We start from the raw sequence: 21,699 nt of genomic DNA, 5'->3' as shown, positions 1-21,699 counted from the left end.
ACCTGCACGATTGAGATGACAGCACAAGAGAACTCTTCGAGCCCCACGACGGCTCCTGTATCCCCGACCCTGAAACCCGGTCGCCGCTACCTGAGCGTTATTGCGCACGTGAGCGGTGAGAATGTTCAGCGCCTGGAAGAGTGGAAGCGCGCGGTAGCCGGTGGTGCGGTGGCGCCTATCAGTACCCACGTGACCGTGTACCTGACGGAGCTGAACGAGTCTCTAATGGCTGAGGTGCAGTCCCCGCAGTTCCGCGACGCGCTGGACACGCCGCGTTTTGAGGCGCGCTGGGGTTCGGTGCACTCCTTCCGCCCGGTCACCGAGGTGGAGTACCTGAACCTGGAGGCGGGTAGGGCCGAGTTCGAGCAGATTCACCAGAAGCTGGTTGAGCTATTCGGTGCCGGCGCGGCGTCCTTCCCCTACGTGCCGCACGTGACCCTGGGTCACGGGCTCACGGAAGAGCAGGTGGCGAACGCCCGTGAGGTGTTTGATGCTCTGCCTGCCGAGCAGCGCACCTTCACCGTGGATCACCTGCACTGCTACTCCTATGACGGGCAGGACTGGGAAGAGATTAGCGTTCTGCCGCTGCGTTAGGAGCTGGCGTATAAGCCTGGAATACGTAACGAGAGATGCGACCGATAAGCTATCGGTCGCATCTCTCTTTACGTTTTCGCTAGGTTTATTTCAGCGTGAGAGCCCTAGTGGGAGTGGCCCTCATGAGCCTTACCGGACTCGTGCGCGTCAGCCGAAGCCGAGGAGGAAGCAGCGCCGTGTGCCTCAGAGCCGTGTGCCTCAGCCTCAACCGGTGCAGCGTTCGAGGAGGAGACACCCAGGATCTCGTTCGGGGTCTTCGGAAGCTCCACGCTCATCAGCTCCTTCGGTGCTGCCGGGTTCGACAGGGACACCGCAATGAGCTTCTTGGTCGCCGGGTCGGTCACGTAGGCGGTCTTACCGTCCACCCACAGTGCCGGACGCTCGTCCTGCCACGTCTCAGACTCGGTCCACGCCTCCATGAGCTGTACGGAGCCGAGCTCGGCACCGGTCGCCGGATCGAAGACGCGCAGCTTACCGTCGGTGGTCAGCAGTAGCGCCTCACCCTGGGGGCCGCGAGCCAGCGAACGGAAGGTGTAGCTCACGCCAGAAGGCAGGGAGTAGACGGTGCGGGTTGCCGCAACGGTGTCGATAATGGAGAACTTCTCGGGGCGCTCCAGCTTAGCGTCCTTGTCGGTCTTGTAGTCCGCCAGAACGTACTGGGAGTCAGCCTTACCGGCCTGGTTACCCGAGCGCGAGTACGGGTCCTCGGGATTGGTGATCTTGGTGAACTTGCCGTCCTTGTAGACCAGCGCGCCGTCGGTGCAACCGATGGAGAACGCGCCGTCCTTGGCGATAGCTTCACCGTGAACGCCGGGGCAGGCGGGGCTCTCGGTGACGGTCTTGCCCTGAGCATCCACAACAGCGGCACCGGTGCGGGTCTTCGAGTCGCCGACCGCTACCAGGTACTGGTCGTTGGGCAGCGGGATTGCGAAGCCGTGGTGCGGCTTCGGCAGGGTGACGGTGGTGGTCTCCAGGGAGGAGGCGGTGCGCTTGTCATGGGTCAGCTTCGCCGGATCGTACACGGCGAAGGAGCCGGTGCCGTCAGCGAATGCCGCGACCTTGCCGTTGTCCTTGATGACGTGACCGGTGTGGTCAGCCGCCAGAGACAGCGAAGACAGCGACGGGGAAGTGGTGTAGTAGTGCGAGTGGTCGCCGTGCGCTACGGACCATACGCCGGTGTCCAGGAAGGTGTAGCTGTTGCCGTCTGCAACGACGAGGTGGCGGTTATCGCCAGCGTCGGAGAGGCGCAGGAAGCCTTCCTTGGGGATGTCTGCGAGCAGCTTCATGTCCTTGGCATCATAGACGAGCACGCCACCGTCGTAGGTGATGGCGACGCGACTTGCCGCGCCCTTGCCTTCGGTGATGGGGGCGGGGGTTGCGCTCGCGGAGGTGGAGGCGCTGGGGCTGGTCTGTGTATTCTGGCCGGTCTGGGTGGTCTGGGAGCCGCATGCGGTCAGGGCGAGTGCGGCTACTGCGCCGAGTGCGCCGGCGCGGGTGAGGAAAAACTTACGGGTCATGTGCATGCACCAAGAGTAACATGAGAATGGTTCTCTATAGCGGTTGATCCTTGGCTCGTATCAGAGTCTGGAAGCGCAGCCCACGCCGGGTGCGTAAGGCATTCCGACCCCCGCCCAGCCGCAGGGAGCATCCTTCCGCGCCCCACTAGGTGAAAGCCTTGAATCTACCCGCAAAATGACCCATTAGGGCATAAGAAAACCGACTCCCTTCCGAAAAGAAGAGAGCCGGTTTCTAGAGGTATCTTTTGCTCGAGTAAGGCTCATGTACCTGCTCAGGGCCAGAATTTAGAGGAGGTTGTTCAGGCCTCGTGCCTTGACCTCGCCCACAGCATCCTTGACGGCCTGTGCCTTGGAGCGCGGTGCGACCAACAGGGCATCGGGGGTATCCACCACAACGATGTCGTCGAGACCAATGATGGAGATCTTACGCTCGGTGTTTGCAACAACGATGCCGGAGCAACCGTGGTTAATCACGTTATCCTTCTCGCCGAGAATGGTCAGCTCTTCGCCGCTCTTCTCGGTGTTCAGGCGCGCCACGGCGTCGAAGTCTCCAACGTCGTCCCAGCTGAAGGAGCCGGGAACCATTGCGACGTCACCTGCTGCCGCTGCGGGCTCAGCCACAGCGTAGTCGATAGCGGTCTTCGGCAGGGTCTCCCACACGCGGTCCATAACAGCCTCACGCTCGGGGGTGTCCCAAGCATTAGCGATCTCCATAATGCCTGCGTATAGCTCGGGCTCGTTCGCCTCGAGGTGCTTGAGCATCAGGGCTGCCGGCGCCACGAACATGCCTGCGTTCCAGGTGTACTCACCGGAATCCAGGTACTTCTGTGCGGTAGCGGTGTCCGGCTTTTCCACGAAGGTGTCCACAGCCTGAGCGTTGGGAGCACCTTCGATGCCCAGGGACTCGCTGGCGTGAATGTAGCCAAACGCGCTGGAGGGCTCGGTGGGGGTAATGCCGATGGTGACAATCTTGCCGGTTGCCGCGGTGATGACAGCTTCGGTCACCACGCGGTGGAATTCGTCCACCGGGCTGATGACGTGGTCAGCTGCGAAGGAACCAATGATGGCGTCCGGTTCGCGGCGGTGGATGATAGCGCAAGCCAGGCCGATAGCTGCAGCCGAATCCTTGGGGGAGGGCTCCAGTACCAGGTCAGCGGCACGCAGTTCAGGAATCTGCTGGGTAACCGCATTGGCGTGCGAAGTGCCGGTAACTACCATGACGGAACCGTTGCTGAGATCGATGAGACGGTCGTAGGTGTCACGCAACAGGGAATTGCCCGACGAGGTGAGGTCGAGTAGGAATTTCGGGGCGTGCGCGCGGGATAGGGGCCACAAACGCGAGCCAACACCGCCGGCAGGAATAAGCGGGCGGAATCGAGTGAGTGCAGTATTCATCGCTTCAAGAATAGCGGGTGAATTTGTCATATATCGAATTCTTTTAGGTTTTAACAAAAAAGTGTCAGGCGGCTCTCATTTAGGCGATGTTTGAGGTTAGGTTAAGGTAAGTCCCGCACAAACACAGGGAAGTAGGCGATATGGTAATAAAAACATGCTCTAATTCGCTTTTGGAACCTGTAAAAAAACCCTAAACAGGGTGTCAGTAAGCTGTGAATTTACCTGATATCTTGGAAGTAACAGACGAACAAAAGCAGTCGGTGAGCACACAGTCATGCCCGGAAGCTGAGGATCACAATGACCCATCAGAACCCGGAAGCTCGCCGTCGCAGCAGGAGGTTATTCAGTGTTGAATGGTTCTAAAGGAACCCTCTACCGCGGCCGCTGGGGCATGTGGTCCTGGGTTGCTCATCGCATTACCGGTATCGCGATTTTCTTCTTCCTTCTTGTACACATCCTAGATACTGCCGTCGTGCGTATCTCCCCGGAGGCCTACAACGGTGTACTGAGCCTGTACAAGAACCCCATCATGGGCCTGGGTGAGACCGCGCTTGTCGCCGCCATCGTCTACCACGCGTTCAACGGTATTCGCATTATCCTCATTGACTTCTGGGGTAAGGCAACCAACTCGCACGTGGAGCACATTCAGGCGAAGAACAAGGACGGCAACGTCGAAATCAGCCAGAAGGCAACCTACACGCACATCAAGATTCTCTGGGTTGTGCTTTTCCTCTGGGCAATTACCGTTGCGGGCTTCGCAGCGCGTCACCTGCCGATCGTTTTCTCGCACATGGGAGGTCACTAAACTATGGCTACTCCGCTTAAGCCCCGCACCTATGTACCCCGTCTGCGTGACAACCGCATCGACGGTGTGAAGTACAACCGCTCCTCCTCCAAGCGCAACAACTTTGAGATGTTCGCTTGGCTGGGTATGCGCCTGTCCGGCGTCGTACTCGTCGTGCTGATTTTCGGCCACCTGTTCTCCAACCTCATGGTCGGCGACGGCATCCACGCCATCGACTTCGGCTTCGTGGGCGGCAAGTGGGCGAACCCCTTCTGGCAGGTCTGGGATCTGCTGCTGCTCTGGCTGGCTATGCTGCACGGTGCTAACGGCATCCGCGTCATCATCGATGACTACGCAGAGAAGGACCGCCTGCGCGTTTGGCTGAAGGTGATCCTCTTCGCAGCATGCGCATTCGTCCTGCTGGTTGGTACCCTCACCATCTTCGCGTTCGACCCCTGCCCCTCCGGCGCAGCGGCTGAACTGCTCCCCAGCTTCTGCTCGGCACGCTAACGGCGACGTATCCGAGACAAACGAAAACATCTAAAACACAGAAAGAACATCATGCAGGTACATAAGTACGATGTAGTGATCGTCGGTGCCGGTGGCGCAGGTATGCGTGCCGCCATTGAGGCCGGCCAGCGAGTTCGCACCGCGGTACTGACCAAGCTATACCCCACCCGCTCCCATACCGGTGCGGCACAGGGTGGCATGTGCGCCGCTCTGGCTAACGTTGAAGAGGACAACTGGGAGTGGCACACCTTTGACACCGTCAAGGGTGGCGACTACCTGGTCGACCAGGACGCAGCAGAAATCATGGCTAAGGAAGCTATTGACGCTGTGCTCGACCTGGAAAAGATGGGTCTTCCCTTCAACCGAACCCCCGAAGGCCGCATTGACCAGCGCCGCTTCGGCGGTCACACCCGTGACCACGGTAAGGCTGCTGTGCGCCGCGCATGCTACGCAGCTGACCGTACCGGCCACATGATTCTGCAGACCCTCTACCAGAACTGCGTTCGTCACAATGTGGAGTTCTACAACGAGTTCTACGTTCTCGACCTGATTCTGGTCAAGGACGAAGAGGGTAAGCCCCGCCCCGCCGGCGTCGTCTCCTACGACCTGGCAACCGGCGAGGTCCACGTCTTCCAGGCTAAGTCCGTGATCTTCGCATCCGGCGGCTGTGGCAAGATTTTCAAGACCACCTCCAACGCACACACCCTCACCGGTGACGGCATGGCTATCGCACTGCGTGCAGGCCTGCCCCTGGAGGACATGGAATTCGTTCAGTTCCACCCGACCGGCCTGGCTGGCCTGGGCATTCTCGTCACCGAGGGTGCTCGTGGTGAAGGCGGTATTCTCCGTAATGCTGACGGTGAGCGCTTCATGGAGCGCTACGCACCCACCATTAAGGACCTCGCACCCCGCGATATCGTGGCACGTGCAATGGCAAACGAGGTGCGCGAAGGCCGCGGTTGCGGTCCCCACAAGGACTACGTGCTGCTGGACCTGACCCACCTGGAGCCCTCCCACATCGACGAGAAGCTGCCGGACATTACCGAGTTCGCTCGTACCTACCTGGCAGTGGAACCGCACCACCAGCCCATCCCGGTGTTCCCCACCGCGCACTACGCAATGGGCGGTATCCCCACCAACAACGAGACCGAGGTCTACCACAACAGCAAGGAGACCATCCCCGGCCTCTACGCAGCTGGTGAGGTTGCTTGCGTGTCCGTCCACGGTGCAAACCGTCTGGGCACCAACTCCCTGCTGGACATCAACGTGTTCGGTAAGCGTGCAGGCCGCAAGGCAGCAGAGTACGCAGCATCCGCTGAGTTTGTACCGGTTCCGGACGACGCAGCAGATCGCGTTCTCAACATGCTCAACGGCATCCTCGAAGGTAAGGGCACCGAGAAGGTCGGCGCTATCCGCGCAGACCTGCAGAAGGCTATGGAAGCTGACATGCAGGTGTTCCGTACCGACGAGACCATCCGCGCAGCACTGGCAACTATTGCTGAACTGGAAGAGCGCTACAAGAACATCGCCATCCAGGACAAGGGCAAGCGCTTCAACCTCGACCTGCTCGAGGCTGTTGAGCTCGGCTTCCTGATTGAGCTGGCAAAGGTCATGTCCGTTGGTGCACTGCACCGTAAGGAATCCCGTGGTGGTCACTACCGCGAGGACTTCCCCAAGCGTGACGACGTTAACTTCATGAAGCACTCGATGGTCTACCTCGACCCCGAATCCGAGTTTGAGGGTGTCAAGGGTCTGCGATTCGAAACCAAGCCCGTTGTCTACACCCGCTACGAGCCGAAGGAGCGTAAGTACTAAAATGGCTGAAAACGAACTCCCCGAACCGGAATCCGTCAAGCTGTTTGAGGGTATGACCGGCGGCGACTCCGACTCCATCCCCACCTACGATGTGGTCATCAAGATTCGTCGCTACAACCCGGAAGTTTCCTCCGAGGCGTACTGGGATGAATTCCCGCTGACCATGTACCGCACCGACCGCGTGCTGGATGCTCTACACAAGATCAAGTGGGAAGTAGACGGCTCCGTCTCCTTCCGCCGCTCCTGTGCACACGGCATCTGCGGCTCGGACGCAATGCGCATCAACGGCCGTAACCGCCTGGCTTGCAAGACCCTGCTGAAGGACCTTGACCTGACCAAGCCGATTACCGTTGAGCCCATCAAGGGTCTGCCCTGCGAAAAGGACCTCATCGTTGACATGGAGCCCTTCTTCCAGGCATACCGCGAGATTATGCCGTTCTTCATCAACGACTCGAACGAGCCTGAGCGTGAGCGCCTGCAGACCATTGAGGACCGTGCACGTTTCGATGACACCACCAAGTGCATCCTCTGCGCAGCATGTACCTCGTCCTGCCCGGTCTTCTGGACCGACGGTCAGTACTTCGGCCCCTCCGCTATCGTGAACGCACACCGCTTCATCTTCGACTCGCGCGATGACGCAGGCGACCTGCGTCTGGAGATCCTCAACGACAAGGAAGGCGTATGGCGTTGCCGTACCACCTTCAACTGCACCGAGGCTTGCCCCCGTGGCATCCAGATTACCAAGGCTATTGCCGAGGTGAAGCAGGCAATCCTGAGCCGCTCGCTCTAATCTGAGTACGCGGTATCAGCTGATACAGCATTGACGATTCAAGCCGTCACCCACACCGGGTGGCGGCTTGAGTCGTTTAACAAAAAAGGCCGGCAACAAAATCGTGGGGCAGAGCATTTTCGGGGCTTCGGCGGGTGGGAGTATTCTTCACAATCTGTCATAAAGTCATAGATATTCTCGAGTGCTGTCAGAAAGGGACAGCGGGTAGGTAAACCCCGGCGGGCGGCGTTATTCTACTGTGTATGGTTTTCGCTAATTCTCGCTACGATTTGTCCACCCCCGTCTTCGACGACTGGGTGGAGCGCACGATGGGTACCCTCGTGCAGTTCCGCCGCGAAGTGCACGCCAACCCGGAACTTTCCTTCCGCGAAATCGCAACCACTGAGCGCCTCATGAACCGACTGCGAGAAGCCGGCATGAACCCCGTCGCCTGCGAAGGCACCGGCTGCTACGTCGATATCGGAAGCGGCCCCTTCGCCGTGGCTCTGCGCGCCGATATTGATGCTCTGCCCATTGTTGAGCAGACCGGTCTGCCCTACGCCTCCACCGTACCCGGCGTGATGCACGCCTGCGGCCACGATATTCACCAGACCGTTATGCTCGGTGTGGCACTGGCGCTGCACGAGCTGAACGAGAAGACCCCGCTGGGCCGTAGCGTCCGTATTCTCTTCCAGCCCGCTGAGGAGCAGCTTCCCGGTGGCGCCGTGCAGATGATTGCTCAGGGTCTGCTCAAGGACATTCCGCGTGCCTTTGCCCTGCACTGCGACCCGAAGGTGGACCTGGGCCAGATTGGTACCCGTATCGGTGCGATTACTAGCGCATCCGACACCATCAAGATTCACCTGAGCGGTCACGGCGGCCACACTTCTCGCCCGCACCTGACCGAAGACCTCATCTACGCGATGAGCCAGATTGCTGTGCAGGTTCCCGCCGTGCTGACCCGCCGCACCGACGTACGTTCGGGCGTGCTGGTTGCCTGGGGTCAGGTCAGTGCCGGTGTTGCTCCCAACGCTATCCCCGCCGAGGGCTACCTGGCGGGCACCATGCGTTGCCTGGACGTTGAGGTATGGCGTCAGGCAGGCAACATGCTGGACGAAGTGATTGAGCAGGTCGCCGTACCCTTCGGCGTGACCGCGCGCGTGGAGCACATCCGCGGTGTGCCGCCGGTCGTGAACACCGACCTGGAAACCACCATGCTGGAGAACGCGGCTCGCGCCGAGCTGGGCGAAGACTCGATTGTGCTGGTTGAACAGTCCATGGGCGGAGAAGACTTCGCCTGGATGCTACAGGAAGTTCCCGGCTCCATGTTCCGTCTGGGTACCCGCGCCCCCGGCGATCCCACCTACGATTTGCATCAGGGTGATTACGCCCCGAGCGAGCAGGCGATCGGTATTGGTGTGCGTGTTATGGCGGCAACCGCGCTACGCGCCGTCCGTTTTGAGCTGGCGAAGGCGGCGAAGGCTGCAAACCCCATTCGCGATGAGGCACGCTAAAGAGCTTTTCGAAAGCTTATTCTGCAGTCTTGAAGGCGCGACTCTATAGCCGCATTAAGCCTTGAAAAGTGTAGAAGTTTCACCCCGTTACCTCTCACCGAGTAGCGGGGTGAAACTCTATGCACGCGATAGAATTAAAAGGATTATGAGGACATTTGCGTCATGTTTCCGACCCCGTGCCCACACACCTGCGGGGGATGAAGGAGGTGGCGCATCATCACACGGCGCACGCCGGAGGAGGACACCCAATGAGCTTCTTTGGAATCGGCAAGAAGAAGTTGGATGAGCAGTCGCGCGAAGAACAGAGCGCCGAAACTGCTAAGGTCCAGAAGGAACAGGTAAGCGAAGACGCTCCCAAGAACGCGCGACTGAGCCAGAAGATTATGGAACAGCAGCAGTGGGAGGACTCCCTGCGCCGCTTCGTGAAGTCTGAAAGCGCACGCCAGCAGAACCACGATGAAGAGCAGAATGAGGAGCACCGCGCTGTTGAGGATCTCAAGCGTGCCCTTCTGCACGGCGATGAGAAGGTTGAAGAATCTTCCGCTACTGATGAGCTGACTGAGGATCAGGCGGAGGAGCAGGAGCGTCGTAGCCTGCTGGCTGCGCTTGGTGCTTTCCCCCAGGAATCTGAGGAGCCTGTTGAGGCCGAGCAGGTAGCTCAGGCCCAGGACGTTGAAGAAGATGACGCCCCGGTTGCTGAGGCTGCTCAGCCCGCAACGCCCGCGTTCCTGCGCGATGACGAAGAGTCTGCAGATGAGGATGCATCTGTCGAGGTGCAGGAGCCTAAGGACGCTGCAGAGGATGCACGTTCCCAGTTTGAGGAGCACCTGCGTGCTGTGCGTGCCCAGAACACCGAAGAAGCTGCCGCTGAGAATACTGCCGCTGAGGATGCTGAGGCCGATGCAGATACTGCAGACGAGGCAGAGGGCCGCGAAGAGCTTGAGGTTGCCGAGGCTGTTGTAGAAGCTTCCGAGAACAAGTCTGAGAACGCTCATTCTGCATCTGAAGCTGAGGAAATTCATACCGTTGAAGATATGAAGGCAGCCCGCACCCATGCCGCCGTGACCGAGGCGCAGAACGCCGGTCTGGACGATCTGGCGGCAGCCTACGCGGCACGCCTGGGCATCACCTTGGACAGCGAAGAGGAGACCTTTGTAGAGGTTGCTTCCGATGAGGCGATCGCTGAGGAAACTGCTGCTGACAAGGCAACTACTGAGGCACCTGAGCCCGCTGAAGCTACTGAATCTGTTGAGGACACCGATGTGTCTGAGGTATCCGCAACTGTTGCTGAGACTGCTGAAGACTTCGAATCCGAGGAGACCGTTGACCTCACCGCAGGTGAAGAAGAAGTTGTAGAGCCTGCTACCGCTACTGAGGAAGAGCCGATTGAGGCTGTCGTTGAGGCGCCTGAGCTGCTGGCATCTGAACTTACTGAGGAAGAAAACGCGGTCTCTGATGAGACCGAGCTGCTCTCCGCCGTATCCGTTGAGGAGAAGCATGACGTGTCCGTCTCTGAAGCGCCCGCGGCTAAGGACTTCGACGCTGAAGAAGAGAACACCGCAGAGCTGATCTTTGACGCCTCCGCTGTTGCTGCCCCCGTAGTTGCTGCAGCTGCCGTTGCCTCTACCGCAAAGACCGAAAAGGCTGAAAAGGCTGAGGAGAAGACCGAAAAGGGTACCTCTCAGAGCGTCGCGCTGACCGCAGAGGGCATCGATAAGAAGGAAGCAGAGAAGCACGAGTCTGCTGCTCGTGATGACTCCACTGAGGAGCCCGTTGCTGAGTTGAAGGAAACTGAGCAGAAGCTCAGCGAAGACGAAGCTGAACTGGTTGCCGAATCCATCATCCTGAGCGAGCCCGTTGAGGGCGCGGCAACCCTGCCCGCGCTCCCCGAGCAGCGTGCTCTCCACGGCCTTGCGGAGCTTATGCGCACCCGCGGTTCGGGCACCATGAGCCTGGAACTGCGCCAGGTTGATGAGGATATGCACTACCGTCTGCTGCACCGCGGCCGTGAGGTTGAAACCGGCATTGTCGTGCCCGGTGTTGACTGGTTTGCACCCGTTGCGGCACTGTACACCGAGGCTCAGCAGGTCGGCGCAACCTGGAACCGTGCGGCTGTCTCTTTGAAGCCGCGCCTGGGTGATGGCCTGGAGGTTCACGCATCGTACCTGGGTGCTGTGGATGGTCAGACTATTAGCGAGAGCTTCCTGCTGGAAGGTGCCGCTGTTGAGGCTAAGCCCGTTGCGACCGCTGAGGCCGCTGAGGCTACCTCGCAGGATGAGCCTCAGGAAGCTGCTGTTCAGAGTGTTGACCCGGTTGAGGCTGAACTCGCTGAGAAGCAGGCTGCGAACGAGGCTGAGGCAGCTGCCGAAGCTGCTGAAGAGCCTGTAGTTGAGACTGCTGAAGAGGGTGCCTCCGCGGGTCTGCTGACTGCTGCAGGTCTTGCCGCTGCCGGTACTGCTGTGGCTGGTTCTGCCGCTTCTGCGCAGGAGAAGGAAGACGTAGAGGAGGCTGTTGAAGCTTCTGCCCAGCCTGCCGCCCAGCCTGCCCAGGCTGAGTTTGCGCCGGTTGAAGCTGAGTTCGAGCACGATTACGAGAACGACCCGGTCTTCGGTGCGGCTACCGTAGAGCCCGAAACCGAGCATGCCGAAGAATCTGCCGCTGAGGTAGTCGAGGCATCTGCCGAGGACTCTGTAGAGCCCGGCGAAGACATGGAAGCCGCCCTGGCCACCATTGTCGCCAACGCTCAGAAGAAGCTGGACGCTGAGGAAGCAACAGCCCCCGCAGTTGCTGAGGAAGCACCCGCTGAGGAAGTTTCGGCTGAGGAAGTTTTGGCTGCCGAGGAGCAGAAGGCTGCCGCTCCCGTGGTTGCTGAGTCCTTCACCCTGGACCGCACCCAGCCCGTTGAAGAAGCTGCAGATGAGCCGATCGCAGAGAGCTCCGAAGAGCCCGCCCTGCCCGCGTTCTTGGACGACTCTGAACTGCTGCCTGAGAAGGAAACCTCCGCCGCTTCCGCTGAAGCGCCCGCCGAGGAACCTGCCCTCGTAGACGTTGAGCCTGCCGCTGAGAGCGCATCTGTGGCTCCCGGCCTGGCTGGTGCTCTTGCCGCAGCTGCCGCAGTGGGCACCGCCGGCGCCGCTACGAAGGCTGCCGAGGCAAAGGCATCTGAGGCGAAGGCTACCGGCGCTCAGGAAGAGCCCGCTGAGAAGGCCGCTGAGCTCAAGACCGTTGAGGTGGCCCCCGCGGCTAAGATTGCTGAGGCTCCCGTAGCGGTTGCACCCGCCTCCGAGGCTACCGATCAGACTGCCCCGGCAGCACCGGCAGCAGAGGTAGCAGAGGCGGCACCCGCCTCCGAGGCGACCACCCCGGTTGCCCTGCCGGAGAGCACCCCGGCAGGTATCTCCTCCAGCATCTCGGCATCCGCGCTGAGCGAGCTCAACCAGCTACCCACCATCGTGGCTGAGCCGGACACCCCCTCCGCCGCGGTGCAGAGCCCGCTGGTTCCCTCGGAGACTCAGCTGGCAGCCGGCAACCTGGTTCTGACCGAGGCTCAGGTCGCTCAGCGTCTGGCGCCGGTTGTCGAGCACCTCTTCGGCGAGAACGGCACCGCAAAGGATGCCACCACCGTGCTGATTCGTGTACGTGCCCTCGGCTCCTACTACGACGCCCTGACCCACGTGCGCCGCAACGGTTTCTGGGAGCAGGTCCGTACCTTCGAGCTGATTCCCGAAACCCTGCTGGACATCCCGGCGCTGAAGACCGACTCGTACAGCGAGGGCGAGGGCTCGCCGCTGGCTATGAGCCTGACCTTCACCCCGGGCGTGCCGGTTCAGGCGGCATTCGATTATGCGAATGAGCAGGCGTTTGTCACCTACCCGCGTCCGCTGGATGCTGAGCGTTACGTTGAGGAGCTGCGCATGTTCCCGCGTCTGGGTTCGAAGATCCCGGCTCATATGACGAGCGCGCTTTCGCACTGGAACCTCTAAAACCTTGTAAGGTGTGCCGCGCCGGCTCCCCGTGTGGGGGTCGGCGCGGCGTGCTATGTTTGTCATTTTTTCGATGAGGAAGATTGTTATGACTGATACCCCTAATACTCCTGAGGCTTCTGCGGCGCAGAACGTTCAGGACACTGCTGCCCGCGCGGCTGAAGCTTTTGGCGCCCTGGTGGAAACCATGGCGCTGCTGCGTGCACCGGGCGGTTGCCCGTGGGATGCTGAGCAGACTCATGCCTCCCTAATCCGCTACCTGGTGGAGGAAGCCTACGAGGTTGTCGAGGCGGTAGAAACCGGTGGAGAGCCGAATATGCCGCTGTTGCGTGAGGAACTGGGCGACGTGCTGCTGCAGGTGGTGTTCCATTCCGATATTGCTGCGGCAAACCCGCAGGGCTTCGACATCGTGCAGGTGGTTGAGGGCCTGGTGCAGAAGCTTCGTTCGCGCCACCCGGACGTGTTCACGGCTGAGTCTGAGGGCTCTTCGGAGGCGCCCCGCACCGCAGCTGAGCAGCAGGCGGCGTGGGATGCGTTGAAGAAGAAGGAGAAGAGCGACCGTGGCGCGCTGGACGGTATTCCGCCGCATCTGCCGGCGCTCGCTATGGCTGAGAAGACTGCTGTGAAGGCACGTAAGGCGGGTATTATTCTGCCGCCGGAGCCTACGAGCATGGAGGACGACCTGCGCTATATGCACACTGAAGAGGAATTCGGTGAGTTGCTCTTTGCGTTGGTGAGCCGCGCACAGCGTAATGGTTTGGATCCGGAGCGTGCCCTGCGTTCGTACACTCGCCGCTATATTGCTCAGCATACGCATGATGAGCCGAGCTATTAGAAACGCTGGTTGAGTTCTTCTGTGAGGCGCTTTGAAATCTGTTCTCTGAGGGAATAAGAGATTTCAAAGCGCCTTCTGTTTGTTTGGGGTTGTGTTGGGCGGCCGTGAGTATGCTCGTGGCACATGCCCCGGCATTTGGGCTCATGTTGTGCTTTGGTCGAGTACCCACACCCTCCCAATGTGGGGGAGTGTGGGTCTTGTTCCGCTTTGTAGCGCCTGACTAAGGGTTATTGAAACCTTCATTAAGGCAATAAAAAAGCGGTGGCAACTAGTGTGTTTGTGTGGGAGTTTTGCTAGAATTTAGGGGACGCGACTTGTCCACTACCGGGTGAGCCGTTCACATCCTTGACATCTCATAAGGAGAACAATTCATGGCTGTTATTACCGCAGTTCACGCACGCCAGATCCTGGATTCCCGTGGCAACCCGACCGTTGAGGTTGAGGTTCTGCTCGAAGACGGTGCTTTCGCACGCGCAGCTGTGCCCTCGGGCGCATCCACCGGTGAGTGGGAAGCTGTTGAGCGCCGCGACGGCGACAAGTCCGTATACCTGGGCAAGGGCGTTCTGGGCGCAGTGAAGTCTGTTATCGAAGAAATCGCTGAAGAGGTCATCGGCATTGAGGCTTCCGACCAGCGCGCTGTTGACGCAGCCATGATTGCTCTGGATGCAACTAACAACAAGGGCAAGCTGGGCGCAAACGCAATCCTGGGTGTCTCCCTGGCTGTTGCTAAGGCTGCTGCTGAGTCCGCTGACCTGCCCCTGTACAAGTACCTCGGCGGCCCGAACGCTCACGTTCTGCCCGTCCCCATGATGAACATCCTCAACGGTGGTTCTCACGCAGACTCCAACGTTGACATCCAGGAGTTCATGATTGCTCCCATCGGCTTCGACAACTACTCTGACGCTCTGCGCGCAGGTGTTGAGGTTTACCACTCCCTGAAGTCCGTGCTGCACGACCGCGGCCTGGCAACCGGCCTGGGCGACGAGGGTGGTTTCGCACCCAACCTGGAGTCCAACGCAGCTGCACTGGACCTGATCGTTGAGGCAATCGAGAAGGCTGGCTACAAGCCGGGCGAGCAGGTTGCACTGGCACTGGACGTTGCATCCTCCGAGTTCTACAACGACGGTGCATACGAGTTCGAGGGCCAGAAGAAGTCCGCAGCTGAGATGAGCGCATACTACGCTGACCTCGTTGCAAAGTACCCCCTGGTTTCCATCGAGGATCCCCTGGACGAGAACGACTGGGAGGGCTACAAGACCCTGACCGAGCAGATCGGTGACAAGGTCCAGATCGTTGGCGACGATCTGTTCGTGACTAACCCCGAGCGTCTGGCTCGCGGTATCGAAGAGGGCGCAGCTAACGCTCTGCTCGTGAAGGTGAACCAGATCGGTTCGCTGACCGAGACCCTCGACGCAATGGAGCTGGCACAGCGCCACGAGTACCGTTGCATGGTTTCTCACCGTTCCGGTGAGACCGAGGACGTCACCATCGCTGACCTGGCTGTTGCAACCAACGCTGGCCAGATCAAGACCGGTGCTCCCGCACGTTCCGAGCGCGTTGCTAAGTACAACCAGCTGTTGCGCATTGAGGAAGAGCTGGGCGAGGCAGCTGTTTACGCTGGCAAGTCCGCATTCCCCCGCTTCAAGGCATAAGTTACTGAAGCATCCGACCGCGTGAGCGGTTAGACGCCAGGGAGGCGGTGCTACCCCGTAGGGGAGTGGCACCGCCTCCTTCTCTGTGTGCGGTCTATCAGCTCAGGTATGCCGTGGCAGGGTAGAATGTATCGCTTGCAACATAGAGCTGGGGAAGCTCTCTGAACCCGGTAGAATATGAAGGAAGCGTTTAGCGGTACAGAACGGAACGAAGGATAGGGCAATGAGCCAGCGAGCAAACCAGCAGACCCGGTCGCACTCTAAGAGTTCCACTGCACCCGCTCAGGGTGCTACCGCCTCCGAAGAATCGCGAGGCGCCGCAAAGGAAGCCCGCACTTCCCTGATGAAAAAGGCTAGTGCCCTTTTCTTCGGCGTGGGTTTGAACCAGCGTCACCCCGAGCGTGAACGTCAGGCGCAGGCTCGCCGTGAGGAGCGTGCCCGCCGCCGCGCCGCAGCCCAGCAGGGCCGCGAAGAGGGCGGATACGATGCCCCCGTGGCGGCTCATATGTTCTCCGGTCGTAGCTTCCTGACCGCTGTTGTGGTGGGCGTGATTGCGCTCGGTACCGCATACCCGGTGGTCACCTACATTGACCAGGACCGGGAAATCAAGCAGATCAACACGCACATTTCCCAGCTGCAACAGGAGAACGCCCAGCTGAAGGCGGAGCAGACCTGGTGGAACGACGACAACTACGTTCGTCAGCAGGCACGTAGCCGCCTCTACTATGTGAACCCCGGCGACACCCCCTACGTGGTCACCGGCATTACCGAGGACTCCACGAAGGCGGACGGTACTTCTGCGAACGCGAAGAACGCCCCCGAGGAAGCCTGGACCACGAAGGTTTGGAATTCTCTCGAGAAGAACTAGCCCCAGCCACCGGCAGGAACCCCCGCCCTGGCAAGCACCCGGCATAAGCGGACGAGGTGACCCCTCGTACCAGAAACTTAGGATTATGAGCACCGAAAACACCATTGAAGAGCTGAAGGCACGCACCCCCGGCGGCTTCGGCGTAACTGTTGAAACCCTGACCCCCACCGAGCAGGACATCCGTGTTCTCTCCGCGCAGCTGGGCCGTAAGGTCCGCGACGTGATTGAGATTCCGGCACGCTGCGTGTGCGGTAACCCGCTCGTGGCTGCTACCGCGCCGCGCCTGAGCAACGGCACCCCCTTCCCGACCGTTTTCTACCTGGCGCATCCGGTGATTACCGCTGCGGCTTCCCGCCTGGAGGCGGGCGGCCTGATGTACGAGATGACCGACTCGCTGGCTGAGGACGCGGACCTGGCGGCACAGTACGCTGCCGCGCACGAGAACTACCTGGCTGAGCGTGAGCGCATCCGCCTAATCAGCGGCACTGAAGAGGTCCCGGAGATTGACGGCATCTCTGCCGGCGGCATGCCGACCCGCGTGAAGTGCCTGCACGCCGTTATCGGCCACACCCTGTCGGTGGGTCGCGGCGTGAACCCGATGGGTGACCGCGGCCTGGACGCTATCGCCGAGTGGTGGACCCCCGAGGTCTGCTCCTGCGACCCTGCGTGGCGTGAAGAAGCCTAAATATTGATTCTGGTGCGCCCGCATCGTCTTGAAGGACGGTGCGGGCGCATAATAGATAGAAGAAAGAGCGCCGAAAAGCGAAAATTTTTCGCCTGCGGCGCTCGCGTTGCCTTTGGCACTGATTGGTATTGAAGACCTGAAAGGAACCCACCGTGCGCGTTGGTGCGATTGACTGCGGTACGAACTCTATTCGCCTGCTGATTGCTGATTCCACTACTGAGGTGGTGGACGGGGTCGAGAAGACCGTCCTGAAGGACGTTGTGCGTGAGATGCGCATTGTGCGTCTGGGTCAGGGTGTGGACGCGACCGGCTGGCTGGCGCAGGAGGCGCTGGACCGTACTTTCGCTGCGGCTCGTGAGTACGCGCAGTTGCTGAAGGAGCACGGCGCTGATTCGGTACGTTTTGTGGCGACCAGTGCGACCCGCGATGCGGGTAACCGCCAGGTATTCGTGGACGGTATCCGCGAGATTCTGGGTATTGAGCCCGAGGTCATCAGCGGTGATGAGGAAGCTGCGTTGTCCTTCGCTGGCGCGGTGCGTGCTGTTGGCTACGGCGATGGCGACACCCTGGTGTTCGACCTGGGCGGTGGTTCGACTGAGTTCGTGCTCGGTGACGAGTCGGGCGTGAAGGCTTCCCGCAGCGTCAATATTGGTTGTGTGCGTCTGACTGAGCGTCACATGATGAGCGCCCCGGCGACCGAGTCGCAGATTGCTCGCGTTGAGGCTGATACTGACGAGGCTCTCGACGTGGCGCGTAAGACGGTGCCCCTGCAGGATGCACGCCGCGTGGTGGCTGTGGCTGGTACCGCGACCACTGTGGCTGCCGCTGCGCTGGGTCTGGACCGCTACGATTCTGAGGCTATTAACGCTCAGAGCTTCTCGGTGGAGACCGTTCAGAAGACTGCCCGCTGGTTGGCTTCGCTGAGCCGTGCCGAGCGTGAGGAGCTCGGCTACATGCACCCCGGCCGGGTGGATGTGATTGGTGCTGGCGCGACGATTTACGCCCGCATCCTGACCCGTCTGAATGAGATGACTGATGGTGCCGTGGATTCGGTGACCGTCAGCGAGCACGACATTCTGGACGGTATCGCTCTGTCCCAGCTGTAGGCTTGAGCGCTCGCGCCGTGAACCGATGGTGGTTCACGGCGCGGCTCAGCTTGAGGAGTTTTAATGGTTCGTTCTGAGCGTCGGCGAGGTATGCCCCTGACCGGCTGGTCTTTTGCGCCGTCTTTCGCCTGTGCGTCTCGTGTATGTGGTGTGCGCGCCTCGGTTGGTTCTGACCGAGGCGCTACTTGCCGCATCCGTAAGGGTGCAGCTTTGGGCGCCAGTGCCGCGTTGACTCTTCTGCCGTTGTGGACCCCGCTGGCGCCTGCTGCCTGGGCGACGGACCCGACTCCTTCCGCTTCTGCGTCTCCGAGCCCTAAGAGGGAGGTGACGGCGACTCCTTCGCCGTCGGGTACTGCGGTTCCGAAGACTTCGGCGACTCCGAGTCAGGGCGCGTCAACCACGAATGGTGATGATGTTCGTCAGCGTGAGTATTGGCTGAATGAGTACGGTATTACGTCCTTGTGGTCGCAGGCTACGGGTAAGGGCGTGACGGTTGCTGTGATTGATACGGGCGTGGACGGCACCCACCCGGATCTTGAAGGTAATGTTCTGCGCGGTTATGACGCCTCGGGCGTTGGTAGCGAGGACGGCTGGAAGGGCCTGGGCGCTGAGCCGATGCACGGCACGGAGGTCGCTTCTCTGATTGCCGGTCACGGTCACGATACGCGGGGCTATTCTGCAATTGCAGGTCAGCCGGGTAAGCCGACCGGTGTGATTGGTGTAGCTCCCGATGCGAAGATTCTGCCGATTTCGCTGAATATGGGTACGACCGGCGGTAAGAGCATTGATGAGCAGATCCCGGCGGCGGTGCGTTACGCGGTCGATAATGGGGCTCAGATTATTAACATGTCGATTGGCTCGAATAAGACGAGCTGGCCGCAGAGCTGGGATGAGGCGTTTGCCTACGCTGAGCAGAAGGGCGTGCTGATTGTTGCGGCTGCGGGTAACCGCGGTAGCGGCTTGACGCAGGTTGGTGCTCCGGCGACGATTCCTGGCGTGTTGACGGTTGGTGGTATTGACCGGAAGAAGGCTGTTGCTGAGGGCTCGTCGACTCAGGGCATTTCGATTGCTGTGGTTGCTCCGAGTACGGATATGATTGCGGCTGCTCCGGGTAACGGGTACATGATTTGGTCGGGTTCTTCGGCTGCTGCGCCCTTGGTGACGGGTGTTGCGGCGTTGTTGAAGCAGAAGTATCCGAAGGAGTCTGCGGCTCAGTTGGCTCAGCGTTTGATTGCTTCGGCTGATGATGCTGGCGTGACGGGCCGTGACCCTTTGTATGGTTACGGTATTTTCAATCCGCAGGATGCGATGGCTTTGGCGGCGCCTACGGTGACTGCAAATCCGTTGGGTTCTATTTCTGAGTGGATTGCGGTGCACCGTAAGCGGCAGGTGAGCGATCCGACTCCTAGCGATGCTGCGCCGGTCCATGAGGAGGGCGAGAGCATTGTGAAAGCGGCTGCGCCGGATGCGCGTCGCCCTCCGGAGGATCGTGGCTGGTTGCCGCCGGTGATTTTGGCGGCGCTGACGTTGTGGCTGACGATTATTACGGCTGGTTCGGTGCATCGTTTGCATAGGATGCATGTGAGTGCGGGGCAGGCTGCGCGGATGGCTCGTGCGGCGGCGCATCATCCGGGGTCTCATCGGGGTACTCGCCGGACCTCTCGTTAGTACTGTTTGATGACGTTTTTCTGTTGTACAGTGGCTTTTCTGTTCGCCCGGGGCTGACTTTTGAGTTGGCCCCGGGCTTTATTGTTTGGGTTGGGGGTTCTGGCAGGATAAGCAGTAATAAACGAAAATATCGAACACGCCGCGTAAAAATCAGAAAGGGTGTTTTTGACCGTAACCACCATTAAGGGGTGAACCCCGTTCAGATGCGCAAAACTTTTAACTTAGTGTGCGCCCTGAGACGGCATAAGTGCGAAATTACCTAAACAAAGGCGTAAAATAGAAGATAACAGGTATGTGATAGACAGGCTCGTGCTGCTAGCCACTTCGCGTTGCGCAAGGACTTCCAGAGCGGGCCGCTTTGTTCGTCAGGGGAGCTTTCGGAACGACCCGAAAGTTGCACATACCACCCTACCGGGGCTACCGAACCTCGGTACCTAAAGACTAGGAAGTAACAAAATGGCATTCACTAAGGTGGCACAGGACCGTCCTCGCGTCCTGATCGTCGGTGGCGGCTACGTCGGCTTCACCGTTGCTAAGAAGATCCAGAAGGCTATCAAGGAGACCGGTGGCGTTGTCACCATCGTTGAGCCGAACCCCTACATGACTTACCAGCCCTTCCTCCCCGAGGTTGCAGCAGGTTCCATGGAAGGCCGTAACGCAACTGTGCCGCTGCGCCAGCACCTGCGCGACACCGAGCTGATTCCGGGCCGTGTTGTCTCCATCGACCACGCAAACCGCACCGCTGTTGTGGAGCCCACCGACAACGGTGAGCCCTTCGAGCTGAAGTACGACGAGATCGTCCTCGGCGCAGGCGCAGTGACCCGTGCATTCCCGATTCCGGGTCTGGCAGAGGTTGCTATCGGTCTGAAGACCATTGAAGAGGCAGTTTCTGTTCGTAACTGGGTTCTGGACCGCATCGAGGTTGCATCCATGCTCAGTGATGCTGAGGCACGTCGCCGTGCCCTGACCTTCGTCATTGTTGGTGGTGGCTTCGCTGGCGTTGAGACCATCTCCGAGCTCGAGGACATGGCACGCGTTGCTGTGGAGCGCAACGAGCGTCTTTCCGTTTCCGACCTGCACTTCGTCATGATTGAGGCTGCACCGCGCATCATGCCCGAGGTTCCCGCAGACCGTGCAGAGAAGGTCGTTGCAGAGCTGCGTGCGCGCGGCATCGAGATCCTGCTGAACACCTCCCTCTCCGACGCAACCGACGGTAACCTGCAGCTGATCAACATGGCTGACAAGTCCCCCGCAGGCGAGATCAAGACCGACACCCTGATTTGGACCGCAGGCGTGGCAGCATCCCCGATGCTGAAGAACACCGACTTCCCGATTGACGAGCGTGGCCGCGTTCGCGTGAGCGCAGACCTGCGCGTCACCGGCGACGACGGCGTGGTTGAGGGTGCTTGGGCTGCAGGCGACAACGCAGCTGTTCCGGATCTCTCCGGTGGCGGCGTGGGCGGCTTCTGCGTTCCCAACGCTCAGCACGCTTCCCGCCAGGCTGTTGTTCTGGCTAAGAACCTGCTGGCTGCTCGCCGCGGCGAGCCCCTGACCGACTACTACCACGAGACCATTGGTGTTGTGGCAGGTCTGGGCCTGTGGAAGGGCGTTGCAAACTTCAAGGGCAAGACCATTGGCGGCCCGCTGGCATGGATCATGCACCGCGGCTACCACGGCTCTGCAATCCCCACCACCGAGCGTACCGTTCGCGTTATGACCACCTGGGCTCTGAACCAGATCTTCGGTCGCGACACCTCCTCGATTCGCCACCAGCGTTCCCCGCGCCTGGCATTCCAGGAAGCAACCGGTACTGCACCGGCACGCCAGAAGGCAAAGCTCTAAAATAGCCTGACTTAGGGGTACGCCCCTGGGATAGCGCATTTGAGATAAAAGCAATGGGCGGTGCGGAAGACTTTGGTCTTCCGCACCGCCTATTTTGCGCCTGGATGCTTGCGAGCTGTCTAGCTTAGCTCCCCACCAGCGCTTTTGCGTGATGCTTGCTGC

Annotated in this window: 16 protein-coding genes; 14 read left to right on the top strand and 2 right to left on the bottom strand. The window is 60.1% G+C overall.

All coding sequences use genetic code 11. The features are described from left to right. Positions 1–15: 15 nt before the first annotated feature. The gene (locus HMPREF2942_RS03235) at positions 16–594 is read left to right on the top strand and encodes a 2'-5' RNA ligase family protein (RefSeq protein ID WP_070678646.1); all 579 of its coding nucleotides are present in this window, start codon (positions 16–18) and stop codon (positions 592–594) included. Positions 595–698: 104 nt separating this feature from the next. On the opposite strand, the gene HMPREF2942_RS03230 is transcribed toward HMPREF2942_RS03235, so the two are convergent. Beyond that, complete coding sequence (locus HMPREF2942_RS03230; RefSeq protein ID WP_371326331.1) at positions 699–2,111, bottom strand: hypothetical protein; 1,413 nt, start codon at positions 2,109–2,111, stop codon at positions 699–701. Between the two features lie 285 nt (positions 2,112–2,396). Continuing rightward, a complete protein-coding gene (locus HMPREF2942_RS03225; RefSeq protein ID WP_049341767.1) occupies positions 2,397–3,506 on the bottom strand; it encodes a mannose-1-phosphate guanylyltransferase in 1,110 nt (369 codons plus the stop codon). A gap of 346 nt (positions 3,507–3,852) precedes the next feature. Here HMPREF2942_RS03225 and sdhC point away from each other — a divergent pair, with 346 nt between their 5' ends. The 13 genes from sdhC to HMPREF2942_RS03160 all read left to right on the top strand — a co-directional run bounded on the left by sdhC (position 3,853) and on the right by HMPREF2942_RS03160 (position 21,537). Beyond that, positions 3,853–4,311: a succinate dehydrogenase, cytochrome b556 subunit gene (gene sdhC / locus HMPREF2942_RS03220; RefSeq protein WP_005506819.1), complete on the top strand. Its 459-nt coding sequence runs from the start codon at positions 3,853–3,855 to the stop codon at positions 4,309–4,311. Positions 4,312–4,314: 3 nt separating this feature from the next. Further along, positions 4,315–4,800: a succinate dehydrogenase hydrophobic membrane anchor subunit gene (locus HMPREF2942_RS03215; RefSeq protein ID WP_005506820.1), complete on the top strand. Its 486-nt coding sequence runs from the start codon at positions 4,315–4,317 to the stop codon at positions 4,798–4,800. A gap of 51 nt (positions 4,801–4,851) precedes the next feature. After that, on the top strand, positions 4,852–6,615 hold the full coding sequence (sdhA, locus tag HMPREF2942_RS03210) for a succinate dehydrogenase flavoprotein subunit (protein ID WP_049338687.1): 1,764 nt from the start codon (positions 4,852–4,854) through the stop codon (positions 6,613–6,615). Position 6,616: 1 nt separating this feature from the next. Continuing rightward, positions 6,617–7,405 (top strand): succinate dehydrogenase iron-sulfur subunit, encoded by a 789-nt coding sequence (locus HMPREF2942_RS03205; protein WP_005508960.1) that lies wholly within the window; start codon positions 6,617–6,619, stop codon positions 7,403–7,405. A gap of 242 nt (positions 7,406–7,647) precedes the next feature. After that, a complete protein-coding gene (locus tag HMPREF2942_RS03200) occupies positions 7,648–8,898 on the top strand; it encodes an amidohydrolase (RefSeq protein ID WP_049352135.1) in 1,251 nt (416 codons plus the stop codon). A 248-nt stretch (positions 8,899–9,146) separates the two neighbouring features. Further along, positions 9,147–12,881, top strand: coding sequence for an ornithinee aminotransferase (locus HMPREF2942_RS03195; protein WP_070688363.1), 3,735 nt, complete (start codon positions 9,147–9,149; stop codon positions 12,879–12,881). An 88-nt stretch (positions 12,882–12,969) separates the two neighbouring features. Then, entirely contained in the window at positions 12,970–13,716 is a 747-nt protein-coding gene (locus tag HMPREF2942_RS03190) for a nucleoside triphosphate pyrophosphohydrolase (protein WP_044150737.1), read from the top strand. 371 nt (positions 13,717–14,087) lie between these two features. Then, positions 14,088–15,368 carry a phosphopyruvate hydratase gene (gene eno, locus HMPREF2942_RS03185; RefSeq protein WP_005506838.1) on the top strand — a complete coding sequence of 427 codons (1,281 nt, stop codon included), beginning with the start codon at positions 14,088–14,090 and terminating at the stop codon, positions 15,366–15,368. A gap of 223 nt (positions 15,369–15,591) precedes the next feature. Beyond that, positions 15,592–16,236: a septum formation initiator family protein gene (locus tag HMPREF2942_RS03180; protein ID WP_070688362.1), complete on the top strand. Its 645-nt coding sequence runs from the start codon at positions 15,592–15,594 to the stop codon at positions 16,234–16,236. Between the two features lie 85 nt (positions 16,237–16,321). After that, on the top strand, positions 16,322–16,921 hold the full coding sequence (locus HMPREF2942_RS03175; RefSeq protein WP_049341514.1) for a DUF501 domain-containing protein: 600 nt from the start codon (positions 16,322–16,324) through the stop codon (positions 16,919–16,921). A gap of 152 nt (positions 16,922–17,073) precedes the next feature. Continuing rightward, positions 17,074–18,027: a Ppx/GppA phosphatase family protein gene (locus tag HMPREF2942_RS03170; protein WP_070688361.1), complete on the top strand. Its 954-nt coding sequence runs from the start codon at positions 17,074–17,076 to the stop codon at positions 18,025–18,027. 63 nt (positions 18,028–18,090) lie between these two features. Further along, positions 18,091–19,695 (top strand): S8 family peptidase, encoded by a 1,605-nt coding sequence (locus HMPREF2942_RS03165; protein WP_070688360.1) that lies wholly within the window; start codon positions 18,091–18,093, stop codon positions 19,693–19,695. Between the two features lie 456 nt (positions 19,696–20,151). Beyond that, complete coding sequence (locus tag HMPREF2942_RS03160; protein WP_005506850.1) at positions 20,152–21,537, top strand: NAD(P)/FAD-dependent oxidoreductase; 1,386 nt, start codon at positions 20,152–20,154, stop codon at positions 21,535–21,537. Positions 21,538–21,699: the final 162 nt, after the last annotated feature.

It is taken from the genome of Rothia sp. HMSC071C12, assembly GCF_001813895.1.
Taxonomy (GTDB): domain Bacteria; phylum Actinomycetota; class Actinomycetes; order Actinomycetales; family Micrococcaceae; genus Rothia; species Rothia mucilaginosa.
This window is presented reverse-complemented; position numbering and strand designations above follow the sequence as displayed.

Coding starts and splice junctions, on each gene's coding strand:
- HMPREF2942_RS03235 (WP_070678646.1), top strand. CDS start 16: ATGACAGCACAAGAGAACTCTTCGAGCCCCACGACGGCTCCTGTATCC.
- HMPREF2942_RS03230 (WP_371326331.1), bottom strand. CDS start 2,111: ATGACCCGTAAGTTTTTCCTCACCCGCGCCGGCGCACTCGGCGCAGTA.
- HMPREF2942_RS03225 (WP_049341767.1), bottom strand. CDS start 3,506: ATGAATACTGCACTCACTCGATTCCGCCCGCTTATTCCTGCCGGCGGT.
- HMPREF2942_RS03215 (WP_005506820.1), top strand. CDS start 4,315: ATGGCTACTCCGCTTAAGCCCCGCACCTATGTACCCCGTCTGCGTGAC.
- sdhA (WP_049338687.1), top strand. CDS start 4,852: ATGCAGGTACATAAGTACGATGTAGTGATCGTCGGTGCCGGTGGCGCA.
- HMPREF2942_RS03205 (WP_005508960.1), top strand. CDS start 6,617: ATGGCTGAAAACGAACTCCCCGAACCGGAATCCGTCAAGCTGTTTGAG.
- HMPREF2942_RS03200 (WP_049352135.1), top strand. CDS start 7,648: ATGGTTTTCGCTAATTCTCGCTACGATTTGTCCACCCCCGTCTTCGAC.
- HMPREF2942_RS03195 (WP_070688363.1), top strand. CDS start 9,147: ATGAGCTTCTTTGGAATCGGCAAGAAGAAGTTGGATGAGCAGTCGCGC.
- HMPREF2942_RS03190 (WP_044150737.1), top strand. CDS start 12,970: ATGACTGATACCCCTAATACTCCTGAGGCTTCTGCGGCGCAGAACGTT.
- eno (WP_005506838.1), top strand. CDS start 14,088: ATGGCTGTTATTACCGCAGTTCACGCACGCCAGATCCTGGATTCCCGT.
- HMPREF2942_RS03180 (WP_070688362.1), top strand. CDS start 15,592: ATGAGCCAGCGAGCAAACCAGCAGACCCGGTCGCACTCTAAGAGTTCC.
- HMPREF2942_RS03175 (WP_049341514.1), top strand. CDS start 16,322: ATGAGCACCGAAAACACCATTGAAGAGCTGAAGGCACGCACCCCCGGC.
- HMPREF2942_RS03165 (WP_070688360.1), top strand. CDS start 18,091: ATGGTTCGTTCTGAGCGTCGGCGAGGTATGCCCCTGACCGGCTGGTCT.
- HMPREF2942_RS03160 (WP_005506850.1), top strand. CDS start 20,152: ATGGCATTCACTAAGGTGGCACAGGACCGTCCTCGCGTCCTGATCGTC.